At 68.3% G+C, this 16,946-nt stretch carries 17 protein-coding genes; 6 read left to right on the top strand and 11 right to left on the bottom strand.

The features are described 5' to 3' along the window. Positions 1-61 precede the first annotated feature (61 nt). The 3 genes from ADE01S_RS10910 to ADE01S_RS10900 all read right to left on the bottom strand — a co-directional run bounded on the left by ADE01S_RS10910 (position 62) and on the right by ADE01S_RS10900 (position 3,470). Positions 62-529: an ATP synthase subunit I gene (locus tag ADE01S_RS10910; protein WP_062681784.1), complete on the bottom strand. Its 468-nt coding sequence runs from the start codon at positions 527-529 to the stop codon at positions 62-64. A 302-nt stretch (positions 530-831) separates the two neighbouring features. Continuing rightward, the gene (locus ADE01S_RS10905) at positions 832-2,376 is read right to left on the bottom strand and encodes a DUF1254 domain-containing protein (protein WP_062681716.1); all 1,545 of its coding nucleotides are present in this window, start codon (positions 2,374-2,376) and stop codon (positions 832-834) included. Positions 2,377-2,693: 317 nt separating this feature from the next. Beyond that, positions 2,694-3,470, bottom strand: coding sequence for an enoyl-CoA hydratase (locus tag ADE01S_RS10900; protein WP_062681715.1), 777 nt, complete (start codon positions 3,468-3,470; stop codon positions 2,694-2,696). A gap of 38 nt (positions 3,471-3,508) precedes the next feature. Between ADE01S_RS10900 and ADE01S_RS10895 the strand changes: the two genes are divergently transcribed. Then, entirely contained in the window at positions 3,509-5,281 is a 1,773-nt protein-coding gene (locus ADE01S_RS10895) for a M61 family metallopeptidase (protein ID WP_062681714.1), read from the top strand. A gap of 24 nt (positions 5,282-5,305) precedes the next feature. On the opposite strand, the gene ADE01S_RS10890 is transcribed toward ADE01S_RS10895, so the two are convergent. After that, positions 5,306-6,193 carry a LysR substrate-binding domain-containing protein gene (locus ADE01S_RS10890; protein WP_062681713.1) on the bottom strand — a complete coding sequence of 296 codons (888 nt, stop codon included), beginning with the start codon at positions 6,191-6,193 and terminating at the stop codon, positions 5,306-5,308. A 119-nt stretch (positions 6,194-6,312) separates the two neighbouring features. On the opposite strand from ADE01S_RS10890, the gene ADE01S_RS10885 reads away from it, so the two are divergent. Then, positions 6,313-7,272, top strand: a complete 960-nt coding sequence (locus tag ADE01S_RS10885; protein ID WP_062681712.1) for a Bug family tripartite tricarboxylate transporter substrate binding protein — start codon at positions 6,313-6,315, stop codon at positions 7,270-7,272. An 82-nt stretch (positions 7,273-7,354) separates the two neighbouring features. Next, the gene (locus ADE01S_RS10880; protein WP_062681711.1) at positions 7,355-8,116 is read left to right on the top strand and encodes a maleate cis-trans isomerase family protein; all 762 of its coding nucleotides are present in this window, start codon (positions 7,355-7,357) and stop codon (positions 8,114-8,116) included. A 22-nt stretch (positions 8,117-8,138) separates the two neighbouring features. On the opposite strand, the gene ADE01S_RS10875 is transcribed toward ADE01S_RS10880, so the two are convergent. Beyond that, entirely contained in the window at positions 8,139-9,053 is a 915-nt protein-coding gene (locus ADE01S_RS10875; protein ID WP_062681710.1) for a LysR family transcriptional regulator, read from the bottom strand. Positions 9,054-9,153: 100 nt separating this feature from the next. Here ADE01S_RS10875 and pcaD point away from each other — a divergent pair, with 100 nt between their 5' ends. Beyond that, positions 9,154-9,951 (top strand): 3-oxoadipate enol-lactonase, encoded by a 798-nt coding sequence (gene pcaD, locus ADE01S_RS10870; RefSeq protein ID WP_062681709.1) that lies wholly within the window; start codon positions 9,154-9,156, stop codon positions 9,949-9,951. 4 nt (positions 9,952-9,955) lie between these two features. Here pcaD and ADE01S_RS10865 read toward each other — a convergent pair whose 3' ends face one another. The 5 genes from ADE01S_RS10865 to ADE01S_RS10845 form a co-directional block, all read right to left on the bottom strand. After that, complete coding sequence (locus ADE01S_RS10865; protein WP_062681708.1) at positions 9,956-10,918, bottom strand: Bug family tripartite tricarboxylate transporter substrate binding protein; 963 nt, start codon at positions 10,916-10,918, stop codon at positions 9,956-9,958. A 35-nt stretch (positions 10,919-10,953) separates the two neighbouring features. Next, positions 10,954-11,652, bottom strand: coding sequence for a 3-oxoacid CoA-transferase subunit B (locus ADE01S_RS10860; RefSeq protein ID WP_062681707.1), 699 nt, complete (start codon positions 11,650-11,652; stop codon positions 10,954-10,956). A 1-nt stretch (position 11,653) separates the two neighbouring features. Further along, positions 11,654-12,319: a 3-oxoacid CoA-transferase subunit A gene (locus tag ADE01S_RS10855; protein ID WP_062681706.1), complete on the bottom strand. Its 666-nt coding sequence runs from the start codon at positions 12,317-12,319 to the stop codon at positions 11,654-11,656. After that, entirely contained in the window at positions 12,320-13,288 is a 969-nt protein-coding gene (locus ADE01S_RS10850) for a Bug family tripartite tricarboxylate transporter substrate binding protein (protein ID WP_062681705.1), read from the bottom strand. Between the two features lie 133 nt (positions 13,289-13,421). After that, the gene (locus ADE01S_RS10845; protein WP_062681704.1) at positions 13,422-14,324 is read right to left on the bottom strand and encodes an NAD(P)/FAD-dependent oxidoreductase; all 903 of its coding nucleotides are present in this window, start codon (positions 14,322-14,324) and stop codon (positions 13,422-13,424) included. A gap of 124 nt (positions 14,325-14,448) precedes the next feature. Between ADE01S_RS10845 and folB the strand changes: the two genes are divergently transcribed. After that, complete coding sequence (gene folB, locus ADE01S_RS10840) at positions 14,449-14,808, top strand: dihydroneopterin aldolase (protein WP_062681703.1); 360 nt, start codon at positions 14,449-14,451, stop codon at positions 14,806-14,808. Positions 14,809-14,810: 2 nt separating this feature from the next. Further along, positions 14,811-15,782 carry a tRNA 2-thiocytidine(32) synthetase TtcA gene (ttcA, locus tag ADE01S_RS10835; protein ID WP_062681702.1) on the top strand — a complete coding sequence of 324 codons (972 nt, stop codon included), beginning with the start codon at positions 14,811-14,813 and terminating at the stop codon, positions 15,780-15,782. Positions 15,783-15,966: 184 nt separating this feature from the next. Here ttcA and ADE01S_RS10830 read toward each other — a convergent pair whose 3' ends face one another. After that, entirely contained in the window at positions 15,967-16,923 is a 957-nt protein-coding gene (locus ADE01S_RS10830; RefSeq protein ID WP_062681701.1) for a D-2-hydroxyacid dehydrogenase family protein, read from the bottom strand. Positions 16,924-16,946: the final 23 nt, after the last annotated feature.

Genomic DNA, 16,946 nt, shown 5'->3' with positions numbered 1-16,946 from the left:
ATGCCCGACCCTTGCGAATCGGACGATTCCACGATTTCGTTTGCCGCGAACCCGCTCGGCGCTAAGACAACTTGCGGAACATCAGGAGCAAGAGATAACCCTTCAATGTGAGTATCAGGCCGAGCAGCGCGGCAGGCCATACGAGGCTGTCCTGCGCCACACGCGAAAGCAGCCACAACAGCACCGCCGTTGCGAACAACTTGATCAACTCACCAGAGAGAAAGGTAAAGGGACTGGCTTTACCGGCCCGTACACTGACAGCCAGGCGCAATGCGAACAACGCATTGGGTATGAAATACGCTCCCGCCCCCGCCAGCGCCGACCAACCCGCCGCCGCCCCTCCGACAACCCCCGCTATTACCGCTGCTGCGAGCCCCATGGCGCCTTGCGCAGCCAATGCCAACAGGAGCCCGCGGCTTGCTTGAGCATTCAGCGCCGCGCGATCCGCGTCACTGAGTACCAGAACCTTTTCCGCTTCGCCTTGGTCGAACACTTCCCTACCTCGGCTCTCAACCGGACCCTGCGGCATGCTTTGCTGCACGGAGTTCTGTTGCATCAAACTTCCTCGCTTTGCTTCTTGCCCCTGTCAGAACCGGCGCATCCCGCCGCCACGTGTTCTTATCCCGCAAGCGTCAAACCCGCAGAGTATAGCGTGATTCTTTTTGCCCGAGCAAATGAACTTTCGGCCGCTTGTAAGGTGTAAACAACGCCCGGCCGAAGGACGAAAATTAGGGACGCGAACGGCCTGGAAAACCGTCGGCGCCCCTGCCCCGCCCGCGCGGCGAAGGCCGCCTCCCCAGGAGGCGACCTCCATCCCGTGGACGACGAAGCTCAGTCCTCCTTGACCGGCGGCGGCGCCCACTGGCCGTCCAGCGCCGTGTCCTGCGGCCAGTACAGCCGCATGCTCAACAGGAAGGGCGCGTCGGCGGCCGGCGTGGCCAGCCAGTTCGGGCGCTTGCGTTCGCCCGGATCGCGCCGCTGGATGTAGATGTCCAGCGAGCCGTCCGCGTTGTACTTCAGGTTGTCGGTGCTGCGCAGCACGTAGCGGTTGGCCGGATTGTCGGGAAATCCGTACTGCGCGTCATAGACGTGCAGGGACCAGAACGCGTTGGCCGGCGGCAACTGCCCCTTGTCGAAGTGCAGGACGTAGTCCTCGCCGGCTTCCAGCGCGCGTCCCTTGGCGTCCGACATCGTCACCGGATACAGCACGTCCTCCGGCGTGGGCGCGCCCAGGCCCGCGTAGGCGATGGCCGCGCGGCGCGCATAGTCGGTGCCGTAGGTCCCGATGCCGGAGAGCACGGTGTTCCAGCCATTGAGCGGCGTGCCCAGGCGCGACACGCCGTCGGCGATGCGGCGGCCGGCCAGCGGCTGGGCATCGGTCAGCGCCTGCTGCACGGCCGGGCTCAGGCTGCCGTACGAGAAGGGCCGCTGGCCGTCCAGGCCGATGCGGCGCATGCGGTCCAGGATGGGCGTGTCGTTGGCATGCGGCGGATTGTTGCGCAGCACGTCGAAGAACAGCGCGAAGAAAGTCGCGGCGTCCATGGCGGCGGCCTGCTCGGCCGGCGTGCCGTCGGGCAGCGCCGGCATCGGCGCCCGCAATCCGCTGCCGATCGGGGCCGTGCCCACGCCGGGCCCGGTTTGCGGGTAGGCGCCGTCGGCGTTGCGGCTGCGGGCGGGCCGCGCGGCGGGCGCGGCCAGCGGGCTGGCGGTCATGCCGGCCTGGATCTGGTTGACCGCCGCGTAGTCCTGCGGGCCGGCCGTCTGGGTCCAGCCGATGAGCCAGCCGGTGGCCGTCGGGCTGTGGATCACGTCCATGCCGGCGGGCACGCTGCCCTGCCAGCCAGGGCCGACGATGACGAACGATTGGGCGGCCTTGCCGTTGGTGCGCGCGCCTCGCGAGGCGAACACGTCGCTCCACATGTCCAGCGCCGACAGCACCGAATAGCGGTCGCCCGTGGCCGGCAGGTTCACCACCAGCGGCGCCTGGGACACGTCGAACCACAGGCTGGAGTACAGCGCGTCCGCGCTGGGCCAGGGCGTGTCCCGGGCGCGCGGATCCGGGAAGGAAGCCTTGTGGCCGAACTGGTTCATGGGCGCCTTGCCGTCCAGCGGGCTCTGCACCGCCGTGGCCTTGCGGCGGGCCAGTTCCATCAGCACCATGGGATACGCGTAGACGTAGGCATCGATGGCCGTGTCGCGCAGTTCCTGCTCGCTCATGGCCGGCGCGGGCGCCGAGGCTGCCGGATAGGGAGTTTCCGACACGAGGCGCAGGGAGGGGCGCGGGGACTGAGCCTGGGCGGCGGTGACGAAGCAGGCGCTCAGCGCGCCGGCGAGTACAGCGGAAGACCACCGGCGGGTAGCGATAGGTATACGCATGCAAGGCTCCTTCTTGGTGTTGTTTGCAGGCGAGCCGCCGCGCGGGACTTGCCAGTTCGGACAAGCCTCTCTGGCGCGGCACCTCAAGATGACGCCTACTCAGGATAGGACCGAACCCGGCTACATGGTGCTGACCAAGCGTTTCAAGGCGCAACGCCGCGAAAACGCTGGAATCGGAATGAAAAACGCGCCCAGGCGGGCGCGTCGGACCAGAAATGCCCCAGGCGGCGCGAGCCTGGCTCGCCTGCCGCCCGATGGGGGCTTCTCTCCCGGGGCAAAAAAGGGCGTCCTCGCCGTCGGCGCGGACGTAACCGGAATTAACGGTGTTTGAAATCCGGTTTGCGTTTTTCGGTGAAGGCGGCCATGCCTTCTTTCTGGTCTTCGGTGGCGAACAGCGAATGGAACACGCGACGCTCGAACAGCAGGCCTTCGTTCAGCGAACCCTCGAAAGCGCGGTTGACGCATTCCTTGGCCATCATGACCGACGGCAGGGACATGGACGCGATGATGGTGGCCGCGTCCATGGCTTCTTCCATGAGCTTGTCGGCGGGCACCACGCGCGACACGAGGCCGGCGCGCTCGGCTTCCTCGGCGCCCATCATGCGGGCGGTCAACGCCAGGTCCATGGCCTTGGCCTTGCCCACCGCGCGCGGCAGGCGCTGGGTGCCGCCCGCGCCCGGGATCACGCCCAGCTTGATCTCGGGCTGGCCGAACTTGGCCGTGTCGGCGGCGATGATGATGTCGCACATCATGGCCAGTTCGCAGCCGCCGCCCAGGGCGTAGCCGGCCACGGCGGCGATCACGGGCTTGCGGATGCGCTTGAGCGTTTCCCAGTTGCGGGTGATGTACTCGCTGCCGTACACGTCCATGTACGACCAGTCTTTCATCGCGCCGATGTCGGCGCCCGCGGCGAAGGCCTTTTCGCTGCCGGTGATGACCACCGCGCCGACATCGGGGTTCGCTTCGAAGGCCAGCAGGGCCGCGCCGAGCTCATCCATCAGTTGATCGTTCAGCGCGTTGAGCGCCTTGGGACGGTTGAGCGTCAACAGGCCGACGCGGCCCCGGGTTTCGACCAGCACAAACGACTCGCTCATTGCATGTCTCCGAAGATGTATGAAAGTAAGATATGGCTATGGAAAAAGACCAAGCCCCGCCGCTACTTTACCGCCTCGCGCCCCACGATCCGGCCGGACACCGCTACCGGATAACCCTAACCATACCGGCCCCCTCCCCCGGCGGCCAGCGCCTGTCCCTCCCCGCCTGGATCCCGGGCAGCTACCTGATCCGCGATTTCTCGCGCCAGATCGAGTCGCTGGCGGCCTACTCGGGCACGCGGCGCGTGGCGGTCGACAAGACCGACAACCACACCTGGCAGGCCGCGCCCTGCGACGGTCCGCTGCGGGTGGAGTACGTGGTCTACGCCTGGGACCTGTCGGTGCGCGGCGCGCACCTGGACGAGACCCACGGTTTTTTCAACGGCACCAGCGTATTCCTGCGCGTGCACGGCCAGGACCATCTGCCCTGCCTGGTCGACCTGGCGCCGCCGCGCGGCATCGACGGCTGGAAGGTCTACACCAGCCTGCCGGAAGCCCGCGGCCGTCCGGGAGCGGCCCGGCGGCACGGCTTCGGCCTGTACCTGGCGCCCGACTACGACGCGCTGATCGACCACCCGGTGGAAATGGGCACGCCCCAGGTGTCGAGCTTCACGGCGCACGGCGCCGAGCACGAACTGGTGTTCACCGGCGTCGCGCCCAACCTGGACCTGGCCCGCATCACCGAAGACGTGCGCAAGATCTGCGAAACGCAGATCGCGTTCTTCGAGCCCCGCACCCGCCGCGCGCCCTTCCTGGACAGCGCCGACCGCTACGTCTTCATGACGATGGTGACGGGCGACGGCTACGGCGGGCTGGAACACCGCGCGAGCACGGCGCTGATGACCGCCCGCAAGGACCTGCCCGTTCTCGGCCAGCAGGGCCAGGGCGAAGGCTACCGCGGCTTTCTCGGCCTGGTCAGCCATGAGTACTTCCACACCTGGAACGTCAAGCGGATCAAGCCGGAAGCCTTCGCGCCCTACGACCTGTCGCGGCCCGACCTGACCCGGCTGCTGTGGGTATTCGAAGGCTTCACCTCCTATTACGACGACCTGCTGCTGCTGCGCTCGGGCGCCATCACCCGCCCCGACTACCTGCGCTTGCTGGCCAAGACCATCTCCAGCGTGGCGCGCACGCCCGGCCGCGACAAGCAATCGGTGGCGGAAAGCTCCTTCGACGCCTGGACCCGCTACTACAAGCAGGACGAGAACTCCCCCAACGCCCTGGTCAGCTACTACACCAAGGGCGCGCTGGTGGCGCTCGGGCTGGACCTGCTGATCCGTCGCGACAGCGCCGGCGCGCATTCGCTCGACGACGTCATGCGCCTGCTGTGGGAGCGCTACGGACGCGATTTCTACCAAGGCAAGCCTGACGGGCTGCCCGAAGACGGCCTGCCCGCGCTGATCCAGGAAGCCACCGGCGTCGATACGCGCCGCTTCATCGCGCGGCATGCCTACGGCACGGCCGACGTGCCGCTGGCCGAACTGCTGGCGCCGCAAGGCGTCACGCTGCAATGGAAAGCCGCGGCCAACATCCCCTCGCTGGACGCGCGCACCCGCAAGCAAGGCGATTCGCTGATGCTGGCCACCGTGCTGGAAGGCGGCGCCGCCCACAAGGGCGGCCTGTCCGCCGGCGACGTGCTGGTGGCCATCGACGGCCTGCGCGTGGACGCGCCGGCCGGACTGGACCTGCTGCTGGCGCAATACCGGGCCGGCGACCGGGTGACGGTGCACGTGTTCCGCCGCGACGAGCTGCGCGCATTCCGCGTGAAACTGGCCGCGCCGGACACCTCGGAGTGCATGCTCACGGCGTAAGACGCTGGGCGCGGGCCCGCGGCCTCAGGCCTCGCCGTCCCCCATCTGCGCCGCCGTCTGAAGAAAGGTATCGAGCGCGCGCCGCCTGCCCTGGCGGCGCGTCACCGCATAGACCGTGGCGCGCGCAATGGCGGCGGGCAGGCCGCAGACCGCAACGCGGTCGCCCAGATGGCGGCAGGTCGAGCGCGGCACCAACGCCACGCCCAGCCCCGCCGCGACCAGCGCCAGTTGCGCCGGCACCTCGGCCACCGTCTGCGCCACGGACAGCGGCATGCCGGCGCGCGCGCAGATCTCCGCCAGATGGCGCGCAAAGCCCGACGTATCCTGCCGCAGCATGACGAACGGATCCCCGGCCAGGTCGCTCAGTTCCAGGCGCTTGCGGCCGGCCAGCGGATGCCGCCGGGGCAAGGCCGCCACCACCGGATCGGGCCAGAGCGGCATGGACTGCAGTTCTTCATCGTCGACCGCGGTGCGCGAAATACTCACGTCGATACGATGCCCGCGCAGCGCTTCCAGCTGCGCCGCCGGGTTCATTTCATTGAGCAGCACCGACACCTGCGGATGCTCGGCCGTATAGCGCGCGATCAGCGCGGGCACCGGCCCCAGGAAATGCGAGCCCGACAGCCCGACCTCGATCCTTCCCGCCAGCCCCTGGTCCACCGCCCGGGCGCGCACGGTGGCGTCCTTCAGGCTCGCCAGCAGAGCGCGCACGTCGTTCAGGAAGGCCTCGCCCGCCTCGGTCAGCGCCACGCGCCGGTTGTTGCGGTCGAACAGCCTGACGTCCAGCTCGCGCTCCAGCTGGGCGATCTGCAGGCTGAGCGGCGGCTGCGAAATATGCAGGCGCGCCGCGGCCCGGGTGAAGTTCAGCTCTTCCGCCAGGACGGCGAAGTAGCGGAGTTGACGGATTTCCATGGCGGGCAGTTATTTGGGAAAGATATGAAACCAGACAAAAACTATATTGGAAACTATTGTTCCCGGCGAGCAGAATAAGGCCCTGCCATAGAGCAAACGACAATAACCGGAGACCTGCCATGCAGAAACTGTTCGCCGCCGCCTTGCTTTCCGGGGCGGCATTCGGCGCCCACGCCGCCGACGATTTCCCCAACCGCACCCTGTCCCTCGTGGTGCCCAATCCGCCCGGCGGGCTGGTGGACACGTCCGCCCGCATCGTGGCCGAACCGCTGGCCGCCGCGCTGGGCAAGCCGGTCGTGGTCGAGAACAAGGACGGCGGCAGCGGCAACATCGCGTACCAATACGTCGCGCGCGCCAAGCCCGACGGCTACACCTTGCTGGTGTCGTACTCGGCCTATCACGTGGGCAACCCCAACCTCACGGCCAAGCTGCCCTGGGCGCCCAAGGACTTCGTGCCGGTGGGGCTGGTGACGGTATCCAGCAACGTGATCGCCGTGCATCCGTCCATCAAGGCCACCAACATCACGGAGTTCGTGGCCGAGGTCAAGAATTCTCCCGGCCGCTTCAACTACGCCTCGCAGGGCGTGGGGTCGCTGTCCCACCTCGGCACCGAAGTCTTCAAGCAGCAGACCGGCGCGGCGATGTTCCACGTGCCGTACCGCGGCTCGGGCGCCGCGATCCAGGACGTGCTGGCGGGCAACGTGCAGGTCTTCATCACCACGCCGCCCTCGGTGATGGGCCACGTGCAGACCGGCAAGCTGAAGGCCCTGGCCGTGACCAGCCCCAAGCGCCACCCCATGCTGCCCGACGTGCCCACCACCGCCGAGGCCGGCCTGCCCGAGTACCAGCTGGAATCCTGGGTGGCGCTGTTCGCGCCGGCGGGCACGCCGCAGCCCGTCATCGACAAGCTGGCCGCCAGCGTCGAGGCCGCGCTCGCCCAACCCGCCACCGTGCAGCGCGCGCAGGCCGCCGGCATCGAAGCCCGCTTCGAAGGCCCCGAAGCGCTGAACCAGCGCGTCTCCACGGAACTGGCCTACTGGCAGCGCACCGTCGCCGCCGCGGGCATCACCGCCGACTGATCCCCCACCGCATTGCTTCCCGCTCCCCGCGCCGATGGCGCGGGGACGGGACCTCTTTCGCCTTTTTTCCAGGAGCGCCGCCATGACCTCATCTCCCCGCAGCCTGCGCATCGGCCAGATCGTGCCCAGTTCCAACACCACCATGGAGACCGAAATCCCGGCCATGCTGCGCCTGCGCGAAACCATCGCCCCCGAGCGCTTCACCTTCCATTCAAGCCGTATGCGCATGAAGCAGGTGACCGCCGCCGAACTGGCCTCGATGGACCGCGAGTCGGACCGCTGCGCGCAAGAGCTCTCCGACGCGCGCGTGGACGTGCTGGGGTACGCCTGCCTGGTGGCCATCATGAGCCAGGGCCTGGGCTACCACCGCGTTTCCCAGGAGCGCCTGCACCAGGCCACCGTGGACAACGGCGCGCCCGCGCCCGTCATCTCCAGCGCGGGCGCGCTGGTCGAGGGCCTGCACGCCATCGGCGCGCGCAAGGTCGCCATCCTGACCCCCTACATGAAGCCGCTGACCCGCCTGGTCGTGGACTACATCGAGAACGAGGGCATCGAGGTGCACGACAGCCTGTCGCTGGAAATCGCCGACAACCTGCAGGTCGGCGCGCAGGACCCGATGGCGCCCGCCAGCCACGTCGCGCGCCTGGACACCCGCGGCGTGGACGCCGTGGTGCTGTCGGCCTGCGTGCAGATGCCGTCGCTGGCGTCGATCCAGCCCGTGCAGGACCGGCTGGGTCTGCCGGTGGTGACCGCCGCCGCCGCGACGGTCTACCGGATGCTCAAGGTGCTGGACCTGGAAGCGCGCGTGCCCGACGCGGGCGAACTGCTTACCGGCAAGTATTGAGCGCGGGCGCAAGCGCTCTCCCTTATCGCTTGCGCAACGCGCGGCGCAATTCGGGCGCGGCTGCCTGCAGGTATCGCCACAGCCGATTCGATACCGGGCCTTGCGCCCGATCGCAGCGCCGCGCCGCCACCAGCTCCTCCACGCTGCCGGGCAAGTGGGGGTTGGCGATCGAGCGCAGCCGGCCGTCGCGCAGTTCCTCTTCGACGAGAAAGCGCGGCATGTGGCCCCATCCCATGCCTTGCAGGATGATCTCTTTCTTCATCAGCTGATCGGCGACCGTGCACTGGCGCGCGCCCGCGATGGTGAAGTAGTCGCGCGGCGGCGTATGCCTCGCGGTGTCGCGCATGACGCATTGCGTGTACTCGCGCAGATGCGCCGGGCGAACCGCGCGCGGCACGGGCTCGCGCAGGAAACCCGGCGCCACCACGGGCACGAAGGGCACCTTGGCCAGATCGACCCATTCGATCCGCGCATCGCTCTTGTCCACGCGGTGCAGGATGAGGTCGGCCTCGCCGTCGTCCAGGCGTTCCCAGGGGCCCGCGACCGCCTCGAAGTACAGCTCCAGGCGCGTTCCTGGGCAGCTCGCGAAGAAGCGGCTCAACAGCCCCAGCACGTACGGCCGTGGGCAGAAATCGCCGATCACCACGCGCAGCTCGGTTTCCTCTCCCATGGCCAGTTGGCCCGCATGCGCGCGCAAGGCGGTCAGCTCGCGCAGCAACGATTGCGCGCGCTCGTGGAAGGACTGCCCGGCGCCGGTCGGGCGCACGCGGTAGCCGCCGCGGTCCAGCAGCGCGAAGCCCAGCTGCCGTTCGAGTTTCGCCACCGCCGCGAACACCGCCGGATGCGAGCGATGCAGCGACGCGGCCGCGGCCTGGAAGCCGCCCTCGCGCACCACGGCGTCGAAGCATTGCAGGTCATGCAAGGTAAATTCGCTCATGTCAGTTTTTCCAACAATGATTGTGCGAACTTTGTAATTTCTTCCTGAGCGCCGCGCAACTACGATTTGCCTACCCCATCCACCGCGAGGCAGATCCATCATGCAGGACACATCCTTCTTCACCACGGGCGACGGCGCCCGCATCGCCTACCGCTTCGACGGAGACGCCGGCCTGCCCACGCTGTTGCTGTCGAATTCCATCGGCACCACGCTGCGCATGTGGGACGACCAGATCCCGGCGCTCTCGCGCCACTTCCGCGTGCTGCGCTACGACACCCGCGGCCACGGCGCGTCCAGCGTGCCCGCCGGCCCCTACTCCCTGGATCGGCTGGGCCGCGACGTCGTGGAACTGCTGGACGGCCTGGGCATCGCCCGCGCGCATTTCCTCGGGTTGTCGCTGGGCGGCATCATCGGACAATGGCTGGGCGTGCATGCGCCCGAGCGGATCGGCCGCCTCGTCCTGAGCAACTCATCCGCCTACCTGGGGCCCGCGCCGCAATGGGACGAGCGCATCGCCGCCACGCTGCAGGCCAGCGACATGACGGACACCGCCGAGGTCTTCCTGCGGAACTGGTTTCCGCCCGCCCTGCTGGAGGCCGGCGGCCCGGCCGTGGAGAAGTTCCGCGCCATGCTGCTGGGCACCGACAGGCACGGCCTGGCCGGTGCGTTCGCGGCCGTGCGGGACGCCGACCTGCGCCGGACCATCGCCCTGATTCCCAATCCCTCGCTGGTCATCGCCGGCCTGCACGACACGGTCACCGCGGCCAGCCATGGCGAGCAGATGGCCGCCACCATTCCCGGCGCCAGGCTGGTGGTGCTGCCGGCCGTGCACTTGTCGAACATCGAACTGCCCGAGGCATTCGAGGCCGCCGTCCTGGAATTCCTGCTGGCGTCCTGAGCGCTCAGTTCAGCTTGGCGCCGGAGGTTTCGACGGCCTTCTTCCAGGTGACGAGTTCGCGGTCGATGTGGCCGGCGAACTCGGCGGGCGTGGATCCCACGGTCTCGTAGCCGTAGCCCTCCACCTGCTGCTTCAAGGCGGGCACGGCCAGCGCTTCGGCAATGCCGCGGCTCAGCGCATCGACGATGTCCGGCGGCGTGCCCGCCGGCGCCAGCACGCCGTACCAGCCGTTCACCACGAACCCCGGCACGCTTTCGGCCACCGTGGGCACGTCGGGCAGCAAGGCAGAGCGTCGCTCCCCCGTCACGGCGATGGCCTTCAGCTTTCCCGCCCGCACTTGCGGCAGCGACGTGGAGATGCTGTCGAACATCAACGACACTTCGCCGCCCAGGAGCGCCACCACGGCCGGCCCGCTGCCTTTGTAGGGCACGTGCATCATGTCGGCGCCGGTCTGGTTCTTGAACATCTCGGCGGCGAGGTGGCTGGTGTTGCCGTTGCCCGCCGACGCGAAGCTGAGCTTGCCGGGGTGGCTCTTGCCGTAGGCGATCAGTTCGCCCACGGTATCGGCCGGCGTGCTCAAGGGGGCCGCCACCAGCATCGGCAGCGTGGCCACCAGCGACACCGGCGCGAAATCGCGGCGCGTGTCGTAGGGCAGCGACGGATACAGGCTGGGATTGATCGCATGGGCGGCCAGCACCATCAGCAGCGTGTAGCCGTCGGGCCTGGCGCGCGCCAGCTGCGCCGACGCGATCGTGCCGCCCGCGCCCGGCTTGTATTCCAGCACCACGGGCTGGCCCCACTTCTTCTGCAGTTCCGCGCCCAGGGGCCGCGCCAGCATGTCCGCGCTGCCGCCGGGCGGATAGGGGATCAGCAAGGTGATCGGTTTGTCGGGATAGGAAGGCGCGGCCTGCGCGGCGCCCAGACACGCGACGCCCAGCGTTGCCGCGGCCAGCAGGGAACGGATCATCAGGGTCTCCTTGGCCCGGGTTCGGGCTGGAAGCGTCAGACGTAGCGGGGCCTGCCGCCGGCATCCAGCGCGATGCGGCGAATTTCCGCCGGGAAATGCAGCGGCGCCCCGGTGACCGAGCGCAGGAAGGCTGCGTCCACGCCGGCAAGCATCGCGTGGACGCTGAAGCCCGGCGGCGTTACGTCTATCACGGCCAGGTCGGTGTAGATGCGCGTCACCACGCCTTTGCCCGTCAGCGGATACGTGCATACCCGCAGCAGCTTGGGCGTTCCATCGCGGCCGCGATGCTCCATCGTGACCAGCACTTGCCTGGCCCCCACGGCCAGATCCATCGCGCCGCCCACGGCGGGGATGGCGTCGGCGGCGTCGGTCTTCCAGTTGGCCAGATCGCCCCGCTCCGAGACCTGGAAGGCGCCCAGCACCGCGTAGTCCAGGTGGCCGCCGCGCATCATGGCGAAGGACACGGTGTGCTCGGTGATCGACGCGCCGTCCCGCAGCGTGACCGGCTGGCGGCTGGCGTTGATCAGGTCGGTGTCCACATCCTCGCCGCTGGCGGCGGGACCCATGCCCAGGATGCCGTTTTCGCTGTGCAGCAGGATGTCCCGGTCGGACGGCAGGTAGTCGCCCACCAGGGTCGGCATGCCGATGCCCAGATTGACGATGGAGCCGTCGGGGATGTCGCTGGCCAGCAACTGCGCGATCTGCTGCCGGGTCAATCCGATGATTTCTTGCATGTCAGGCCTCCACCCGCACGACGGATTTCACGAAGATGCCCTGCGTCATGATTTGCTCGGGCACGAAGGCGCCCAGCGGCACCACCTCGTCGACCTGGGCGATGGCGTGGCCGGCGGCCATGCACATCACCGGGTTGAAATTGCGCGCGGCGTGCCGGTACATCAGGTTGCCCCAGCGGTCGCCCAGGTGCGCGCGGATCAGCGCGTAGTCGCCGCGCAGCGGATGTTCCAGCACATAGCCCACGCCGTCGATCACTTCCTGGCGGCGGCCTTCGGCCAGTTCCGTGCCGTAGCCGGTAGGCGTATAGAACGGCCCCAGCCCCGCCCCCGCGGCGCGCAGGCGCTCGGCCAGCGTGCCCTGCGGCACGCATTCCAGTTCGACCTCGCCGGCGCGGTAGGCGCGCGCGAAGGCCTCGGAATTGGGCGGACGCGGATGCGAGCAGATGATCTTGCGCACCTGCCTGCGGATCAGCAGCGCGGCGATGCCGCGTTCGAAGGTGCCGGCGTTGTTCGAGATGATGGTGAGATCGCGCCGCCCCAGTTCCGCCAGGCAGTGCAGCAGTTCGTAGGGCACGCCCGCCTCGCCGAAGCCGCCCACCAGCACCGACGCGCCGTCGGGAATCACCGCGACCGCCTCGGCCATGGAAGCTTGAATCTTGTCGATCACTTATTGCTCCTGCACCAGGCCGGCCGCGTCCACGATCTGTTTCCAGCGGGCGCGCTCCTGGTCGATGAATGCCGCGAATTCCGCCGGCGTGTTGCCGCCCGCCTGGCCGCCCATGGCCTTGAAGCGGTCGCTGATGTCGGGGCTGCGCACGACATCGCGCGTGGCGACGTAGAGCTTGTCGACGACGTCCGACGGCGTGCCGGCGGGCGCGACCAGGCCGAACCAGGCGGTGACCACCATGTCCTTCACGCCGGCCTCGGCCATGGTCGGCACGTCCGGCAGTTCCGCCAGGCGCTTGTCGCTGGTGACGGCCAGCGCGCGCAGCTTGCCGGACTGGATGTAGGGCATCGAACTGGGCAGGTTGTCGATCATGAAGGTGAACTGCCTGCCCAGGAGCGCCGCCACCGCGGGCCCGGCGCCCTTATAGGGGATGTGCGTGCCGGCGATGTCCGCGCGTTGCTTGAAGAGTTCGGCCGACAGATGCGGCGACTGGCCCGCGCCGGAGCTGCCGAAAGACACCTTGGACGGATCCCGCTGCGCTTCGGCCCGCAGGTCCGCCACGCTGCGGGCCGGCGAGGCTTCGTTCACCACCAGCACGTTGGGCACCGAGATCACCAGCGTGACCGGCGCGAAGTCGGCCGCCTTGTAGGGCAGCGTCTTGTACAGCGCGTAGTTGATGGCGTTGGGGCCGATGTTGCCCATCAGCAGGGTGTAGCCGTCGGGCTTGGCCCGCGCCAGCGCCTGCGCGCCGATGATGCCGGCCGCGCCCGCGCGGTTCTCCACGATGACCTGCTGGCCCAGCCGGGCGCTCAGCTTGTCCGCGATCAGTCGCGCGGAAATGTCGGTGGTACCGCCCGGCGCGGCCGGGATGATGAGCGTGATCGGCCGTTCAGGCCAGGCGGCTTGGGCGGGGCCGGCGATGGCGGCAGCCATCGCGCCGGCGGCCAGCCAGCGATGCGCGTGCAACATGTCTGTCTCCCACTGCGATCATTGTTCGATCAACTTGTGGCACAGAGTGTGGTCGCCGCGCGGGCAAATGACCATTCTCCAATCTGGAGGAGAGCCTTCGCCTGAGCTTAACGCCGCGGCCGGCCTTTCCCGGTCAGGCGTCGGCCCGTTCCCAGCGACGCTGGATGGCCTTGGCCGCCACCACGCCGTCGGCCATGGAGGTCACCACGCAGGGATGCATGCGATTGGCCACCTCGCCCACGGCGTAGATGTCCGGCACGCTGGTTTCGGCGGTGGCGAAATCGGTGCGGATGTAGCCGCGCTCGTCGCGGGCCAGCCGCAGGCTGTCGGCGAAGCCGGCCTGGGGCTCCCAGCCGTAGAAGACCAGGATCAGGTCGTACCGGCGGCCGTCGACGCTGCGGGCGACGGGATCGACCTTGTACGGCCCGATGTGCACGCCGTCGCGGCCGGCGCGCGTCACCCATTGCTGCTGGGCGCGCACGCTGCGGGCATAGAGGTGCACCGCGCGGGCGCCGCGGTTGCGCACGTAGACGTAATTCTCGAACGCGTTGTCGCCCCCGCCCAGCACCGCCACGGACAGGCCGGAGTAGTCCTGCGCCACGATGGGCGAACCCGGTCCGATGAGCACGCCGGGCCAGGATGCGCCCGGCGGATGGTCCGGCAGGCCCTTGGCGCGCACGCCGGACGCGATGACCAGGGTGCGGGCCCGCGCCAGGGTCTCGGCCCCGTCCGGGCCGGCCAGCGCAGCCTCGATGCCGCCCTTGCAGGGCCGAACGCCGGTGACGCGGGTCTCCAGGCGCAGCGGCACGCCCGCCGCCCGGACGCTGGTATCGATATTGGCGGCCACCTGCTGGCCGGTGACGCCCGGCAGCACCGCGATCCAATCGTCGGCGAACGGGTTGTCGTTGCCCAGCCCTCCCAGCCGGGCGCTGGCCTCGACCAATAGCGGGGACAGGCCCAACCTGGCCAGCCACAGGGCGCAGGAGGCGCCGGCCGGGCCGCCGCCTACAATGACCGAATCGTGCATCTGTTGCATTTCACCCCTTATTGACTGCGCCGGCGCCTCGCGGACGCCCGGACATGGCCGGATTGTAGCCAGCGGGCCGCCCCTCTCCCGCGTCCGCCTTACAATTCCGGGCTACCCCACCCAGGTTTTCATCATGCCTACACGCCGCATCATCCTTTCCGGGCTCGCGCTCGACGCCCGCATCGGTATCCTCGAACACGAGCGCCGCGCCACCCAGCCCCTGCATGTCGACGCCGATTTCGACGTGGACATCCAGCGCGCGGTCGACGACCACGACATCCACAGCGTGCTGGACTACCGGCGCCTGCGCGAGGCCATCGTGGAAGAATGCACGCAGGCGCACGTGAACCTGATCGAAACCCTGTCCGAGCAGGTCGCCGCGCGCCTGCTCGCCGACTTCCAGGAAATCCGCGCGCTGCGCCTGCGCATCAGCAAGCCCATGGCCTTTTCCGACTGCGCGGCCGTAGGCGTGGAAATCCAGATCTCGCGTTGACCATGAACGACATTGCTACCCCCGAGGTGCGCTTTCGCACCGAAGCCGAGGAAAAGCGCCGGCACGAAGGCAACAAGCTGACCAAGCGCCTGGCCCGCGAAACCACGCGCGCCCTGTCCGACTACAACATGATCGGAGAAGGCGACCGCGTGATGGTCTGTCTGTCGGGCGGCAAGGATTCCTATGCCCTGCTGGACATCCTGCTGCAGCTGCAGAAGCGCGCGCCGTTCAAGTTCGAGCTGATCGCGGTCAACCTGGACCAGAAGCAGCCGGGCTTTCCCGACCATATCCTGCCCCAGTACCTGACCGAGCTGGGCGTGCCCTTCCACATCGAGACGCAGGACACGTATTCCATCGTCACGCGCGTGCTGGAAGAAGGCAAGACCATGTGCTCGCTCTGTTCGCGCTTGCGCCGGGGCATCCTGTACCGCGTGGCCTCCGAACTGGGCGCCACCAAGATCGCCCTGGGCCATCACCGCGACGACATCCTGGGCACGTTCTTCCTGAACCTGTTCTATGGCGGCAAGGCCAAGGGCATGCCGCCCAAGCTGGTGTCCGACGACGGCCGCCACACGGTGATCCGCCCCCTGGCCTACGTGCCGGAAACCGACCTGATCGCCTATGCGGAACTCAAGCAGTTCCCCATCATTCCCTGCAATCTCTGCGGCTCGCAGGAGAACCTGAAACGCAAGGAAGTGGGCCGCATGATCAAGGAATGGGACAAGCAGCACCCGGGCCGGTCGTGGAACGTGTTCAATGCGCTCTCGCGCGTGGTGCCCTCGCACCTGATGGACCGCGACCTGTTCGACTTCGTGGGCCTGAAGCCCACTGGCGTGCCGGACGCCAACGGCGACACGGCGTTCGACGCCGAGGACCCGCAGGAAGACTCCGGCGAAGCCTGCGGCGACACGCCGCAAGCGCAGGAGCCGGGCGCAATCGTCGAGAAGAAGGTGGTATTCAAGCGCGCATCGTAGGATGGGTGAAGCGCGAGAGTTCTTAAATAAGAACTCAAATATCCAGCGCGCGAAACCCATGCGGCCGCAATCGCTTGTTTTCCGGCCGGTGCCAGGCACAATCTACCCACGGCCGCATGGGTTTCGCGCGCTGGAGAGCAATGTTCTAGCTCAAGAACTCTCGCGCTCCACCCATCCTACGGGATCACGCGTTCAGCACGCGTATCGGCTTGCCGGCTTTCCATGATTTCACCGCTTCGAGCGAGTTCTGGTAGAAGGCCTCGAAATTCTCGCGGCTGACGTAGCCCAGGTGCGGGGTCAGGATCACGTTGTCCAGGTCGCGCACGGAATCGGTGGGCGACAGCGGTTCTTCGGGATAGACGTCCAGCCCCGCGCCCGCGATACGGAATTTCACCAGCGCGTCCATCAGCGCTTCCTGATCCACCAGGCCGGCGCGCGACGTGTTCACCAGGTAGGCGGTGGGCTTCATCGCGGCCAGCGCGGCGGCGTCGACCACGTGGCGGCTGCGTTCGGAAAGGATCAGGTGCAGGCTGACGACGTCTGACGTGGCGAAGAGCTCGTGCTTGTCCACGCGCTTCACGCCCGCGGCTTCGGCGCGCTCGTCCGTGAGGTTGGGGCTCCAGGCCACCACGTCCATGCCGAAGGCCAGGCCCACTTTCGCCACTGCCTGGCCCAGCTTGCCCAGCCCGAGCACGCCCAGGCGCTTGCCCGCCAGCGGCTCCGGCATGGCCGTCTGCCACATGCCGCGGCGCATGGCCGCGTCTTCGGCGGGCAGGTGCTTGAACAGCCCCAGGATGTGCGCCCATGCCAGTTCGGCCGTGGCGGTGTTGGCATCGGCGCTGCCGGGCGCGCCGCAAACGATGATGCCCTGCTCGGCGCAGGCCTGCATGTCGATGGCGTTGTTGCGCATGCCCGTCGTGATCAGCAGGCGCAGCTTCGGCAGCGCCCGGATGCGCTCGGCCGGGAACGGGGTGCGCTCGCGCATGGCCACGATCACGTCGAACTCCTCCAGCGAGGCTTCCACCTGTTCGGCCGGGATGAAGTTGTTGAAGATCCGCACCTCGGCGTCACCGCCCAGCGAGGTCCAATCCGCATAGCGCCGTGCTACGTCGTGGTAATCGTCGAGTATTGCGATTTTCAAGTGTTGTCTCCGGGTGGCTTGGC

It is taken from the genome of Achromobacter denitrificans NBRC 15125, assembly GCF_001571365.1.
GTDB classification, from domain to species: Bacteria; Pseudomonadota; Gammaproteobacteria; order Burkholderiales; family Burkholderiaceae_B; genus Achromobacter; species Achromobacter denitrificans.
The sequence above is the reverse complement of the archived record's forward strand: the minus strand, read 5'-3'. Positions and strand labels throughout refer to the sequence as shown.

Coding starts and splice junctions, on each gene's coding strand:
- ADE01S_RS10910 (WP_062681784.1), bottom strand. CDS start 529: ATGCCGCAGGGTCCGGTTGAGAGCCGAGGTAGGGAAGTGTTCGACCAA.
- ADE01S_RS10895 (WP_062681714.1), top strand. CDS start 3,509: ATGGAAAAAGACCAAGCCCCGCCGCTACTTTACCGCCTCGCGCCCCAC.
- pcaD (WP_062681709.1), top strand. CDS start 9,154: ATGCAGGACACATCCTTCTTCACCACGGGCGACGGCGCCCGCATCGCC.
- ADE01S_RS10905 (WP_062681716.1), bottom strand. CDS start 2,376: ATGCGTATACCTATCGCTACCCGCCGGTGGTCTTCCGCTGTACTCGCC.
- ttcA (WP_062681702.1), top strand. CDS start 14,811: ATGAACGACATTGCTACCCCCGAGGTGCGCTTTCGCACCGAAGCCGAG.
- ADE01S_RS10875 (WP_062681710.1), bottom strand. CDS start 9,053: ATGAGCGAATTTACCTTGCATGACCTGCAATGCTTCGACGCCGTGGTG.
- ADE01S_RS10885 (WP_062681712.1), top strand. CDS start 6,313: ATGCAGAAACTGTTCGCCGCCGCCTTGCTTTCCGGGGCGGCATTCGGC.
- ADE01S_RS10865 (WP_062681708.1), bottom strand. CDS start 10,918: ATGATCCGTTCCCTGCTGGCCGCGGCAACGCTGGGCGTCGCGTGTCTG.
- folB (WP_062681703.1), top strand. CDS start 14,449: ATGCCTACACGCCGCATCATCCTTTCCGGGCTCGCGCTCGACGCCCGC.
- ADE01S_RS10845 (WP_062681704.1), bottom strand. CDS start 14,324: ATGCAACAGATGCACGATTCGGTCATTGTAGGCGGCGGCCCGGCCGGC.
- ADE01S_RS10900 (WP_062681715.1), bottom strand. CDS start 3,470: ATGAGCGAGTCGTTTGTGCTGGTCGAAACCCGGGGCCGCGTCGGCCTG.
- ADE01S_RS10860 (WP_062681707.1), bottom strand. CDS start 11,652: ATGCAAGAAATCATCGGATTGACCCGGCAGCAGATCGCGCAGTTGCTG.
- ADE01S_RS10880 (WP_062681711.1), top strand. CDS start 7,355: ATGACCTCATCTCCCCGCAGCCTGCGCATCGGCCAGATCGTGCCCAGT.
- ADE01S_RS10890 (WP_062681713.1), bottom strand. CDS start 6,193: ATGGAAATCCGTCAACTCCGCTACTTCGCCGTCCTGGCGGAAGAGCTG.
- ADE01S_RS10850 (WP_062681705.1), bottom strand. CDS start 13,288: ATGTTGCACGCGCATCGCTGGCTGGCCGCCGGCGCGATGGCTGCCGCC.